The 12,126-nt window shown below is 62.7% G+C and carries 13 protein-coding genes and 1 pseudogene; 6 read left to right on the top strand and 8 right to left on the bottom strand.

Annotated features, from left to right (window positions below; translation table 11 throughout):
- From AC1DUU_RS10860 to proC, 4 genes and pseudogenes are all read left to right on the top strand, one after another.
- A pseudogene (locus AC1DUU_RS10860) lies at window positions 1–267 on the top strand (glycosyltransferase family 2 protein); the annotation flags it as partial.
- Window positions 236–1,549: an O-antigen ligase family protein gene (locus AC1DUU_RS10865; protein ID WP_476783430.1), complete on the top strand. Its 1,314-nt coding sequence runs from the start codon at window positions 236–238 to the stop codon at window positions 1,547–1,549. The pseudogene AC1DUU_RS10860 and the gene AC1DUU_RS10865, both read left to right, overlap by 32 nt.
- A gap of 44 nt (window positions 1,550–1,593) precedes the next feature.
- Window positions 1,594–2,709, top strand: coding sequence for a metallophosphoesterase (locus AC1DUU_RS10870; protein WP_476783431.1), 1,116 nt, complete (start codon window positions 1,594–1,596; stop codon window positions 2,707–2,709).
- A gap of 66 nt (window positions 2,710–2,775) precedes the next feature.
- Window positions 2,776–3,591 (top strand): pyrroline-5-carboxylate reductase, encoded by an 816-nt coding sequence (gene proC, locus AC1DUU_RS10875; RefSeq protein ID WP_476783432.1) that lies wholly within the window; start codon window positions 2,776–2,778, stop codon window positions 3,589–3,591.
- A 1-nt stretch (window position 3,592) separates the two neighbouring features.
- Here the strand turns inward: proC and AC1DUU_RS10880 are convergent, their stop codons facing one another.
- From AC1DUU_RS10880 to modA, 4 genes are read right to left on the bottom strand one after another with little or no spacing between them, the layout of a single operon-like run.
- Complete coding sequence (locus tag AC1DUU_RS10880; protein WP_476783433.1) at window positions 3,593–3,934, bottom strand: winged helix-turn-helix domain-containing protein; 342 nt, start codon at window positions 3,932–3,934, stop codon at window positions 3,593–3,595.
- A 12-nt stretch (window positions 3,935–3,946) separates the two neighbouring features.
- Entirely contained in the window at window positions 3,947–5,062 is a 1,116-nt protein-coding gene (gene modC, locus AC1DUU_RS10885) for a molybdenum ABC transporter ATP-binding protein (protein ID WP_476783434.1), read from the bottom strand.
- The gene (gene modB / locus AC1DUU_RS10890; RefSeq protein ID WP_476783435.1) at window positions 5,059–5,760 is read right to left on the bottom strand and encodes a molybdate ABC transporter permease subunit; all 702 of its coding nucleotides are present in this window, start codon (window positions 5,758–5,760) and stop codon (window positions 5,059–5,061) included. Before modB ends, modC begins: the two co-directional genes overlap by 4 nt.
- 18 nt (window positions 5,761–5,778) lie before the next feature.
- Window positions 5,779–6,585 (bottom strand): molybdate ABC transporter substrate-binding protein, encoded by an 807-nt coding sequence (gene modA, locus AC1DUU_RS10895; RefSeq protein WP_476783436.1) that lies wholly within the window; start codon window positions 6,583–6,585, stop codon window positions 5,779–5,781.
- Window positions 6,586–6,861: 276 nt separating this feature from the next.
- On the opposite strand from modA, the gene AC1DUU_RS10900 reads away from it, so the two are divergent.
- A complete protein-coding gene (locus AC1DUU_RS10900; RefSeq protein ID WP_476783442.1) occupies window positions 6,862–7,713 on the top strand; it encodes a sulfite exporter TauE/SafE family protein in 852 nt (283 codons plus the stop codon).
- Window positions 7,714–7,774: 61 nt separating this feature from the next.
- On the opposite strand, the gene pcaF is transcribed toward AC1DUU_RS10900, so the two are convergent.
- Genes pcaF through AC1DUU_RS10915 form a run of 3 tightly spaced genes read right to left on the bottom strand, consistent with a single transcriptional unit; the run spans window position 7,775 to window position 10,636 of the window.
- Window positions 7,775–8,980, bottom strand: a complete 1,206-nt coding sequence (pcaF, locus tag AC1DUU_RS10905) for a 3-oxoadipyl-CoA thiolase (protein ID WP_476783437.1) — start codon at window positions 8,978–8,980, stop codon at window positions 7,775–7,777.
- Window positions 8,973–9,782 (bottom strand): CoA-transferase subunit beta, encoded by an 810-nt coding sequence (locus AC1DUU_RS10910; protein ID WP_476783438.1) that lies wholly within the window; start codon window positions 9,780–9,782, stop codon window positions 8,973–8,975. The genes pcaF and AC1DUU_RS10910 overlap by 8 nt, the downstream gene beginning before the upstream one ends.
- Complete coding sequence (locus tag AC1DUU_RS10915; protein ID WP_476783439.1) at window positions 9,779–10,636, bottom strand: CoA transferase subunit A; 858 nt, start codon at window positions 10,634–10,636, stop codon at window positions 9,779–9,781. The genes AC1DUU_RS10910 and AC1DUU_RS10915 overlap by 4 nt, the downstream gene beginning before the upstream one ends.
- Window positions 10,637–10,779: 143 nt before the next feature.
- On the opposite strand from AC1DUU_RS10915, the gene AC1DUU_RS10920 reads away from it, so the two are divergent.
- Window positions 10,780–11,553: an IclR family transcriptional regulator domain-containing protein gene (locus AC1DUU_RS10920; RefSeq protein WP_476783440.1), complete on the top strand. Its 774-nt coding sequence runs from the start codon at window positions 10,780–10,782 to the stop codon at window positions 11,551–11,553.
- A gap of 5 nt (window positions 11,554–11,558) precedes the next feature.
- On the opposite strand, the gene AC1DUU_RS10925 is transcribed toward AC1DUU_RS10920, so the two are convergent.
- Window positions 11,559–12,126 (bottom strand): acetyl-CoA hydrolase/transferase C-terminal domain-containing protein (locus tag AC1DUU_RS10925; protein ID WP_476783441.1); only part of this gene is annotated, 568 nt, incomplete at its 5' end.

A 12,126-nucleotide genomic window follows, 5' to 3' on the forward strand; every position in this document is an offset into this window, starting at 1 on the left:
GACTGGATCCGCGCCCGTTCCTTGCGCAACGGTGTCATCTCGACACTGGTTGCCAAGAAGAAATATGCTGGCACGCCATTCGCCAATACGCGCGTCTTCCTCAAAAGCCTCGCACTTCTCGCCGCTTCGCCCCTGCGTGCCTTGAAGCGCCTTGTCGTCACCGGCTCGCCGTCGGTGGCGATCTATCCGATCCATGTGGCGCTCGGCCGTGTGATGGCCGACTTCGGTTATGCCAATGAGCAATACCGGCAGCCTGAGAAGAACTGACACCGCGCCGCTTTCGGCGGCGTTCAACCCAGCGGGCGTCGCCACGGCCGTCGCTGCGGTGGTGCTGACCATCGTCATCGTGTCGTTCCGGCCGTTCCAGCCAGCGAGCGCCAACCTCGATGGCGGTGGCGATATCGTCAACCAGCTCGGCTTCGGATCGCTCGGCGCATTTGCCATGTTTTCGCTGCTGACCCTTGCCGGTCCGGGCAGGCTGCGCGCACTGGCGGGCCTGCCGTGGCTGCTGCTTTTGTGCTTCTTCATGATTTCGGTGGCAAATGCCATCGACCCCGGCGCCGCCTTCCGCGCCGCCACATTCACCCTCATCGGTATCATCGCCATGGCAACCGTGCTGGCGCTGCCGCGTGACGGCGAAGCCTATTCGACTGTGCTCGCCTTCGCCGGTTTCGTCGTCGTCGGGCTTTGCTATGGCGGCGTCATTTTCTATCCGAGCGTTGCGATCCATGGCTCCGGCGGCTTCGAACCCGAACACTCCGGGCTTTGGCGAGGCGCCTTCTCCCACAAGAACATCGCAGCACCCGTCATGGCTTGTTTCAGTTTCGCCGGCATCTACCTGTTCCGCCGCGGCTGGTGCAGGTCGGGTATCGTTCTGTTTCTGCTTGCCATGGTCTTCATGGCGCATACCGGCTCGAAGACCACGGCGGGCCTTGTGCCGCTTTCGATCCTGCTGGTGCTTTTGCCCGGAATGATCGGCATGCGGCTTGGCGTGCCCCTGGTGTTTGCGCTTGCCGTGACCGGCACAGCACTAGCCACGCTCGGCATCGTCTTCATCGACCCGCTCAAGCAGCTTGCCGCCCATCTTTTCCCGGATCTCACCTATACCGGCCGCACCACGATCTGGGAGTTTGCCGGCAAGATGATCGCCAGGCAGCCCTGGTTCGGCTACGGCTATGAAAGCTTCTGGGGTACGCCCATTGTCACCAGGATCGATCATACCTTCGACCAGGGCTGGGACATCAGCGGGATCGTGCATGGCCACAATGGCTACATCGATCTCGCGGTGGCCATGGGACTCCCGGCACTCGTGGTGGCGATCTATGTCTTCCTGATCGCACCGATGCGCGATTACATGCGCATCCCGCTCTACAAGGAAAACGTCTTCCTCGGCGACTTCTTCATGATGGTGGTGCTGTTTACGTCGCTCAACGCCTTCCTCGAAAGCTTCTTCTTCCGCCGTACCGACCCGGTGTGGATGTTCTTCGTCTTCGGCGTACTCGGGCTCCGGCTGGTCTCACGCACGGTCATCCACAAGTCGAGTGCCTGAGCAGCGCTCTTGATCATGCGCGGCGAGAAAGACATTCTCGCGCTATGATCGCCACTGTTTCCAGACGCCAGATGCTTGCCCAGACACTGGGCATCGGCCTCGCCTCGTTGCTCAAGGTGCCCACGGCGCGTAGTGCCACCTGGCCGAAGATCGACGCGACCTTCCTGTTTTCGGCCGACATCCACGCCTGCCGCATGGCAAGCGGTCTCAGTCCCAATTGCCAGGCCGAAGGCAAGACCGACGAAAATCTGCGCCGGCATATCGCGGCGCTGAACGAGGTCGGCGAATTCGCGTGGCCGCGCGAGATCGGCGGCGTGCCAAGTGGATTGGCGGGTGCCGGCCAAAGGATCGGGCGTTCGCTCGGTTTGGTGATCGGCGGCGACATGACCGACGACGGCGGCGGCCAGGTGACGCAACCGCATGAAGGCACGCAGCTTCTGCAGTTCAGCCAGCGCTACCAGGAAGGCAACGGCCCCGACCGCGTGCATGTGCCTGTCTATGTGGGGCTCGGCAATCACGATCTCGACCAGGACGGCCCGCCACCGCATGTCGACTGGTACCGACGCGAGATGCGCGACTATGTCGAGATCAACCACCGCCCCAGCGTATTCTTCAAGCCACCGGTCCCGRCCACCGACTACGAAGCGCCATCCGACTGCTATTCATGGGACTGGGGCGGCCTGCACCTCGTCCAGACCCACAGATTCGCCGGCGACACCGCCAAGGGCGCGATCAGCGCGCTCGACTGGCTCAAGCAGGACCTCAAGACCTTTGCCAGCGACGGGCGGCCGGTAATGCTGTTCCAGCATTATGGTTGGGACCCGTTCTCGACTGAGAGGTGGGACGCGGATGCCCATACATTCAATGACAAGGGACGCGGCGAGCCGCACTGGTGGAGCGATGACGAACGGCGCGCGCTGCTTGAAGCCATCGGCGGCACCAACGTGATTGGCGTCTTCCACGGCCACCAGCACGACACCGCGATGATCTACCAGCGCGACGGGCTCGACCTGTTCAAGCCGAAAGCAGCCTTCATGGGCGGCTTTGCCGTGATCCGGATAACAGACGCCTTCATGGACGTCGTTTTGGCCGAGGCCGGCCCGCGTGGCGGCGTCACCTTCACCAACGCTTTCAGCAAGGCGTTGGACGGCACACGCTGAAGTGGCACAGCACCCTTCCGCATGGCCTCAAGACAGTCTATGTCAGTTGCGTTCGGAGGGCTTTGCATGACCATCAGACTGATCCTCGCCGGCTGCGGCAACATGGGCTACGCCATGCTCACGGGCTGGCTCAATTCGGGCAAGCTCGCGCCTGATGAAACCTTCGTGGTCGAGCCCAACGCGGAGCTTCGTGCCCGGGCGGCTGAACTCGGCAGCCGGGTCGCTTCGGAAGTTGGCGGCATACCGGTCGATGCCGACCCCGAGATCATCGTCGTTGCGGTCAAGCCGCAGGTCATTCGCGAAGTCACATCAGGCTATCGCCGCTTCGGCAATGCCAAGGCCACTTTCGTCAGCGTAGCTGCGGGCACTCCCGTCGCCACATTCGCCGAGATCCTCGGCAGCCACACGCCGATCGCGCGCTGCATGCCCAATACGCCGGCGGCCATCGGCAAAGGCATGATGGTTCTCTACTCCAACGAACACGTCACCGAAAAAGCCAAGGACATCGTCGGCGACCTTTTGTCGGCCAGCGGCGAGGTCGCGACCATCGCCGACGAAGGGCTTATGGATGCAGTGACGGCGGTTTCCGGTTCGGGACCGGCCTACATCTTCCATTTCATCGAGTGCCTGACGGCAGCAGCCGAAAATGCCGGACTTCCGTCCAAGACGGCCTCGCTCCTTGCGATGCAGACAGTTTATGGCGCCGCAAGCCTCGCCGCCGAAAGCCGCGAAGACCCTGCCGTCCTGCGCCGCCAGGTGACCAGCCCGAATGGCACGACGGCGGCAGCGCTCAGCGTTTTGATGGGCGAAGACCGGCTGAAGAACCTGCTCACGGAGGCCGTCGAGGCAGCCCGGGTTCGTTCGATCGAACTCGGGAAATAAACTATTTCGCGTCAGCTTCGGCTTGCAGCGCCTTGATGTGGGGCGCTGCGGCCTCGTTCACCGCGCGCTCCATGTCGCGGAACTGGCGCACGACCTCCTCACCGACAAGCGTCAGCTCGGCACCGCCGCCATGCTTGCCCCCGGTCTTGGCCGCTACCAGCGGCTTGCCGAACATTTCCTTGAGTTCTTCGACAAGGTCCCAGGCGCGCTTGTAGGACATCTCCATGGCGCGCGCCGCAGCCGAGATCGAGCCGGTGACGGCAATCTGTTCGAGAAGTTCGACCTTGCCCGGCCCCAGGCGGCCCTTTGGGTCGAGATACAAGCGCAAGGTCAGAGATGGCATCGGCTGCTCCAGTCAGTCGCTGGTTAGCACAAGCGGCGCCCCTGGAGAAAGATTGGCGCGATCGAATGCAACGGTCTTGATGACGGCAAAGACGTCGCGGCCAACACTAAGCTGAAGAGTCTCCAGCGACTGGCGGGTGATCCGCGAGACGAGCATATCACCGTGGCAGTCGAGCCGAAGGTCTATCTGCGCACCATTGACCTTGCCGATCTCGGCGATGCGGCCGGGCAGGATATTGAGCGCGCTCAACCCTTGCGGCCGCTCGGTGGCGATCATCACGTCGCGCGCCCTCACCCGGACGCGAACTGTCGTGCCTTCGGCCAGCCCGATGCGCGGTACACGCATTTCGCCAGCTGCAGCGCCAAGGACGGTCATGCCAAAAATTTCGTCATGGTGCAGGACCTTCATGTCGAGCACGGCACCGCCCTCGCCCACCTCTTCCGGCGGCAACAGGTCTAGGCGCTGCATGATCTCGATTGTCGGCCCGGACGCTGCAACCTTGCCCTCAGCCATCACCACGATGTCGGTGGCGAGCCGGGCGACCTCCGATATGGAATGGCTGACATAGACGATCGGGATCCTGGTCTCGTCGCGAAGCCGTTCGAGATAAGGCATGATCTCAGACTTTCGGGCGTCGTCGAGCGAAGCCAGCGGCTCGTCCATCAGGAGCAGTCTCGGGCTTGCCAGCAGGGCTCGGCCGATGGCGACGCGTTGCTTTTCGCCACCCGAAAGCAGCGCAGGACGCCGCGCCAGGAGATGGCCGATGCCAAGCATGTCGACGACGCGATCGAACTCCGCGTAGCGTTCCGTGCGCGGAGTGAACCAGCGGCCATAGAGCAGGTTCGAGCGCACTGTGAGATGCGGAAACAGCCGCGCGTCCTGGAAGACGAAACCGACCCGGCGCCTGTGGGCGGGCACGAATTTTCGAGCCGTCGTGTCGACCAGCGTCCTCTCGCCTATGACGATGCGACCGGCATCAGGGCGGATCAGGCCAGCGATGATGTTGATGAGCGAGGTTTTTCCCGAGCCGGACGGGCCGAACAAAGCGGTCAGGTGACCCGCACTTTCGAAACGGGCCTCAAGGTTCAGCGCGCCGAGGCGGTGGCGGACATCGACGAGCAGTGTCATCCGACATCCATGCGTTGGCCGATGCGGCGGGCGAATATCTCGGAGACGATCAGCGCTATCATCGAAATGGYAATCGAGATCAGCGTCAGCCGCATTGCGCCAGCGTCACCGCCGGGCACCTGGGTGAACGTGTAGATCGCCGATGGCAGCGTCTGGGTTTCGCCGGGGATGTTGGAGACGAAGGTGATAGTGGCGCCGAACTCGCCCATCGCCTTGGCGAAAGACAGGATCATGCCGGCAACGACGCCGGGCAGGATCAAAGGTAGCGTCACCGTGAGAAATACCCAAAGCGGGCTCGCGCCCAGCGTGCCGGCTGCCGACTCGAGCCTGCGGTCGACCGCCTCGATGGATAGGCGGATGGCTCGCACCATCAGCGGAAAGCCCATGACAGCGCAGGCAAGGGCGGCACCGGTCCAGCGAAATGAAAAGACGATGTCGAAATGCTCGTCGAGGAACGAGCCGATGGGCCCGCGTCGGCCGAAGCTCAAAAGCAACAAGTAGCCGGTGACGACGGGCGGCAGGACGAGCGGCAAATGGACGACGCCGTTGAGCAGCGACTTGCCCCAGAATTTGCCACGCGCCAGCAACAGGGCAATCGCAATGCCGAAAGGCAGGCTGGCGGCCATCGCCCACAGCCCCACCTTGATCGACAGGTGGACCGCATTCCATTCGTCAGGAGTGAGGTCCAGCCATGTCATGCGTCAGTCTGAATGCCTTTAGTTGGAAGCGACGGGCGCAAGCATAGTGAAACCTTGCGCCTCGAACAGCTCCTTAGCCTTGGCGGACTGAAGATATTTCACGTACGCAGCCGCGTCCGCGCTCTTCGAGTCCGCCGTCAGGCCTACCGGATAGACGATGGGAGGATGCGAGTCTTCCGGGAAAATGCCAACAATCTTCACGCCGGGTTCGGCCTTCGCATCGGTCTGGTAGACGATGCCGAGCGGGGCTTCGCCGGTAGAGACCAGCTTGAGCGCTGCGCGCACGTTTTCAGCCTGGGCGATCTTGCCTTCGACAGACGACCAGACGCCGAGCTTTTCCAGTGCCGCCTTGCCGTATTTGCCGGCGGGCACGGCCTTGACGTCGCCCATGGCGAGATGGCCGTCGCCGAGCAGTGCTGCGAGGTCGAAATTAGGAGCGATCTCGGTCTTGGCGGCGGAATCCTTTGGCGCAACGAGCACGATGCGGTTGCCGAGCAGCTTCACTTCCGAGCCATCCTTGATGAGCTTCTTGTCGGAGAGATACTTCATCCAGTCGAGGTCGGCGGAGATGAACACGTCGGCGGGCGCGCCCTCTTCGATCTGCTTGGCGAGTGCTGAGCTTGCGGCATAAGAGGCGGTAGCGGACTTGCCGCCTTCGGCCTTCCAGGCGGCGTCAACGGCATCAAGCGCGTTCTTGAGGCTGGCCGCAGCGAACACGACCACATCGCCATCGGCGCGTGCTGCCGGCAGGCCGAGCGATAGCACCGCTGCAAGACCACCGACCATCGCGGCGAGCCGCACCCCAAATCCCCTACGCGTGAACATCGTCAGTCCTCCATGATTGCGCGAGCCGCAGCAAAGCTACGGATTCGTTATATTCATATGGATATAACACATCACAGGCAACCACCCATCCGGGTGGTTTTCCGCAAAACTGTTGCGATGTTTTGACGGCCAATGGAGTCTCAGTCTGGCATCGCATTCGGGGGGAGACTGACCCAATGCTTCGTGCCATATGTGGCGCCGCTAACCCTAGGGGAGCCTCGCCGGACGCGCTGCGTCTTGTAGCCCCCGCATCATTCTCGCGTGAGTTTTCCTGACATGGCCGGCATATCGACGTTTGAAATCATCTGGCTCGCCGTAGCCCTTCTGGGCGCCGGCGCCATTACCGGCCTGCTCGCTGGAGTCTTCGGTGTCGGCGGTGGCACCGTCATCGTGCCGGTGCTCTACGAACTGTTCCAGTCCGTCGGAGTTCCCGAGGAGGTTCGCATGCCGCTGTGCGTCGGCACCTCTCTCGCCATCATCATCCCGACCTCGATACGCTCGTTCAACGCACACCGTGCCAAGGGCGCTGTCGACATGGCGATCCTCAAGCAATGGGCCATACCGGTCATTGTCGGCGTCATCATGGGCAGCGTGATAGCGCGCTACGCACCGGCCGATCTGTTCAAGGCGGTGTTCGTCGTCGTCGCCGGTTTCTCGGCGATCCGGCTTTTGTTCGGCAAGGATTCGTGGCGGCTCGGGCTCGACATGCCGGGCAAGCTCATCATGAACATCTATGGCTGGATCATCGGCGTGCTGTCGAGCCTGATGGGTATCGGCGGCGGCCAGCTCTCCAACCTGTTCATGACCTTTTACGGCCGGCCGATCCATCAGGCGGTTGCGACATCCTCCGGCCTCGGCGTGCTGATCTCCATCCCGGGTGCGCTCGGCTACATCTATGCCGGCTGGCCCCGCGCGGCGGAGTACCCGGATGTCGCAGCCCTGCAGTTTCCGCTCTCGCTGGGCTATGTCTCGCTCGTCGGGCTGATCTTGTTTGTGCCAACCAGCGTGCTGACTGCGCCTTTGGGCGCGCGCCTGGCGCATTCGCTGTCGAAGCGGAAACTGGAAGTCGCCTTCGGCATATTCCTGTTGCTGATCAGCGTGCGATTCCTGTTCAGTCTCTTCGAGTGAGCTTACTGACCAAAACGCCCGGCAATGCCGGGCGTTTTCATTTTCGGTATCCGGATACGGCTCACGCTCTTTCGAGAGCGATCGCAATACCTTGCCCGACACCGATGCACATGGTGGCAAGCGCCAGCTTGCCACCGCGCAAGCCGAGCTCCAGCGCCGCGGTACCAGCGATGCGGGCGCCCGACATGCCAAGCGGATGGCCCAGTGCGATGGCCCCGCCATTCGGGTTCACGTGCTCCGCATCCTCGGCAATGCCAAGGTCACGGAGCACGGCGATGCCTTGGGAGGCGAATGCTTCGTTGAGTTCGATGACGTCGAAATCGGAAGGTGAAATGCCCAGCCGGGCGCACAGCTTCTTGGTCGCCGGTGCAGGGCCAATGCCCATGATGCGCGGCGCAACGCCGGCAGCCGCACCGCCGAGCAYGCGCGCGATCGGCGTCAGACCGTATTTCTTCACCGCGGCTTCCGAGGCGACGATCAACGCTGCCGCGCCGTCATTGACGCCCGAGGCGTTGCCGGCCGTCACCGTCCCGCCCTGACGGAACGGCGTCGGCAGCTTGGCAAGCGTTTCGATGGTCGTGCCGGCACGCGGATGCTCGTCATTCGACACGACAACCGCATCGCCCTTGCGCTGCGGGATGGTCACCGGCGTGATCTCCTTGCCTAGGCGACCGTTTTCCTGGGCGGCGACAGCCTTGTTTTGGCTGCGCACAGCAAAGGCGTCCTGATCGGCGCGCGACACGGAGAAGTCTTCCGCCACGTTCTCGCCGGTCTCGGGCATCGAATCGACGCCGTACTGCTTCTTCATCAAAGGATTGACGAAGCGCCAGCCAATGGTGGTGTCATGGATTTCGGCATGGCGCGAGAACGCCGCGTCCGCCTTGGGCATGACGAAGGGCGCGCGGCTCATGCTTTCGACACCGCCAGCGATCATCAACTCGGCTTCGCCTGATTTGATGGCGCGGGCAGCCGCTATCAGCGCGTCCATTCCCGAACCGCAGAGCCGGTTGATGGTCGTGCCCGACACGTCCTGAGGCAGGCCGGCCAGAAGCAGCGACATGCGGGCAACGTTGCGGTTGTCCTCGCCGGCCTGGTTGGCGCAGCCATAGATGACGTCGTCGACCGCTGCCCAATCGACGCCGGCACTGCGCTCCATCAGCGCCTTGAGCGGCACGGCGCCAAGATCGTCGGCGCGGACCGACGCCAATGAACCGGCGAAGCGGCCTATCGGCGTGCGGATGTAGTCGCAGATATAGGCCTCAGCCATCCTTCGATCCTCTCTTTGCGCCAACCGCTTCGCCCTTGTGGGCTGCGTCGGTGCGTGCCTTGAGATCACGCAGCGTCTTGAGTTCCAATTCAGTCGGTGCTGGGGTTTCCTCAAGCGTGTCGGCAAACTTGACTGTCCAACCACAAGTCTCTTGCACCTTGTCGCGGGTCACACCCGGATGCAGAGAAACGACGGTGAACTCCTTGGTGACGGGGTCCGGCTTCCAGATCGCCAGATCGGTGATCAAAAGCGTCGGGCCCTTGGTGTCGATGCCGAGACGCTGGCGATGATCGCCGCCCTCGCCGTGGCCGAAGGAGGTGTAGAAGTCGATCTTTTCAACCATGCCGCGCTTGGACTGCGCCATGGTGATGTAGATTTCCTTCGACGACGTCGCGATCTCCGGTGCGCCACCCCCGCCCGGCAGGCGGGTCTTGGGGTGGGCGTAGTCGCCGATGACAGTCGTGTTGATGTTGCCGAACTTGTCGAGTTGGGCGGCACCAAGGAAGCCGATCGAAATGCGTCCGCCCTGCAGCCAGTAGCGGAACATCTCTGGCACCGAGACTGTGGTGACGGCCGTGTCGCACAGCTCACCGTCGCCGATCGACAGCGGTAGGACGTCGGGCGCGGTGCCAATGGTGCCCGATTCATAGATCAGCGTGATGTCGGGCGCATGTGTCAGCCGCGCGACATTGCAGGCGGCCGATGGCGCGCCGATGCCGACGAAGCAGACGTCGTCGCCCTTCAAGGCGCGCGAGGCGGCAATCGTCATCATTTCGTTGGGGGTGAAGCCGAGTTCGCTCATGCCACGTTCCTCAGGTGTTCGACGCGGGCCGCAAAGTCGTCGGCGCTCTTTTCGATGACGTTCTTTTGCATCCACTCGCGGAAGCGGTCGCGGTCGGCAGCGATCTCGTCCCATTCGAGATAAGAAGCGTTGTCGCGAATGTAATAGCCATGGGCGTAGGACGGGTGGGCTCCGCCCGGCACCACGGAAATCGCGGTGACCGACCAGTTCGGCAGAACCGTCAGGTTCGGGTGCAGGTCGTCGAAATTGTCGACCACTTCCTCGACCGTGACCACGGCGCGCTTGGCGGCAAGGGCTGCTTCCTTCTGGATGCCGATGATGCCTTCAACCAGCACGTCGCCCTTTTTGTTGGCCTTCTGGGCATGGATGAAAGTGACGTCAGGACGAACCGACGGAACGGCGGCGAGCACCTCGCCGGTAAACGGGCATGTCACCGACTTGATGTTCGGATTGACCCTGGCGAGCTCTGCGCCGCGATAACCGCGGAAGATCGCGCAAGGCAGGCCGGCGGCGCCCGCCTCATAGGCGTTGGCCATGGCGGCATGGCTGTGCTCTTCGATCTCGAGCGCATGCGGAAAGCCGTTCTCGACCGCGTCGCGCAGACGGCGCAGCAGGCCAACGCCGGGATTGCCTGCGTAGGAGAAGATCGCCTTCCTGGCCATGCCCATGCCGATCATCTGGTCGTAGATCAGGTCAGGCGTCATGCGGACCAGCGTCAGGTCCTTGAAGCCCTGGCGGATCGCCTCATGCGCGGCCGCGGTGGGAATGAGGTGCGTGAACCCTTCGAAGGCCACGGTGTCGCCGTTGTTGAGATTGTCGGCGACCGCCTGCGACAGGGGGAGAAATTTGGTCATCGCGTTTCGTCCCGTTTGTCCAAAGTCCGTTCAAAAGTTCGTATTGCGAACATTTGTTTTCTATGCGATACATTTTTGAGCCAAGATGACGCTGGAGTCAATGAGATGACTTCGTTGCGCCGCTATTTCCCGAGGAATGCCGCATGAGCGACGACGAAACCGGCCGGGATCACGTCACTTCGCTGGAACGCGGGCTCGCCGTCATGGAGATCCTGGCCGCCAATCCTGCCGGACTGACTCTGACCGAGACCGCCGAAAAAGCAGGCCTCACCCGCGCCGGCGCCCGGCGCTTCCTGCTGACACTGGTGGCGACGGGCTATGCCGTACAGGCGGGACGGAACTTCTCGCTGTCGCCGCGTCTTCTGGCGCAGGCCCGCATCTGGCTGCATGGCGTGCCGTTATGGACATTCGCCGAACCCTTCATGCGCGAGACCGCAGCCAAGCTGCATGAATCCTGTTCGGCGGCGATCCTGTCAGGCGAAGACATGGTCTATGTCGCGCGTGTTCCAGGCCCGCGCATCATCGCGGTGGACCTGCAAGTCGGAGCGCATTTGCCCGCCCACTGCACGGCCATGGGGCGCGTGCTGCTTTCGGGCCTCGGGGAAAGCGATCTCGAAACATTCCTGGCGCGGGCAACGATCACACAGCGCACGCCCAAGACGACCGTCGACAGGACGCGGCTTTCCGGGATCATCGCTCAGGTGCGCAACGACGATTTCGCGATCGTCGACGAAGAGCTGGAAATCGGCCTGCGCTCGATAGCCGTGCCGCTGCGCGACCGCTCCAATGCGATCATCGCCGCGATCAATGTCTCAACGCAGACCCAACGTCACACGCCGGCCGACATGGAAGCTGAGATCCTGCCCATGCTCAGGCAGATGGCGCAGCGGATCAGCGATTTTTTCGTCGTGCAGTAAGCGAATCAGGCACGCATCGATCCGGTCTCGATGTAGCGCTGATGCCACGACAGCGCTTCGTTGAGCAGCGACGGCGACTGCAATCCGTATGAATGCTTCAGCGCGCGCTCGAAATAGTCGGCCAATGCGGGCCGATAATCCGGATGAGCGCAGGTTTCGATGATGAGCCGCGCGCGCTGCTTGGGCGACAGGCCGCGCAGATCGGCCAGCCCTTGCTCGGTGACGAGCACCTGCACATCCTGGTTGATGTGGTCGACATGACTTGCCTGCGGCACGATGGCCGAGATCTTGCCGCCCTTGGCCGTCGACGGCGTCATGAAGATCGAGACATAGGCGTTGCGGGCAAAATCGCCCGAGCCGCCGATGCCGTTCTGGATGCGCGAGCCCATGATGTGGGTCGAGTTGACGTTGCCGTAGATGTCGGCCTCGATCAGCCCGTTCATGGCGATGCAGCCGAGGCGTCGGATCAGTTCGGGGTGGTTGCTGATCTCCTGGGGCCTCAGAATCATCTTGTCGCGGTAGCGCCCCATGTCGGTGTTCAACCGGTCGGCAGCGTCGGGGCTGAGCGAAAAG

It is taken from the genome of Aminobacter sp. P4_H6_2, assembly GCF_056400805.1.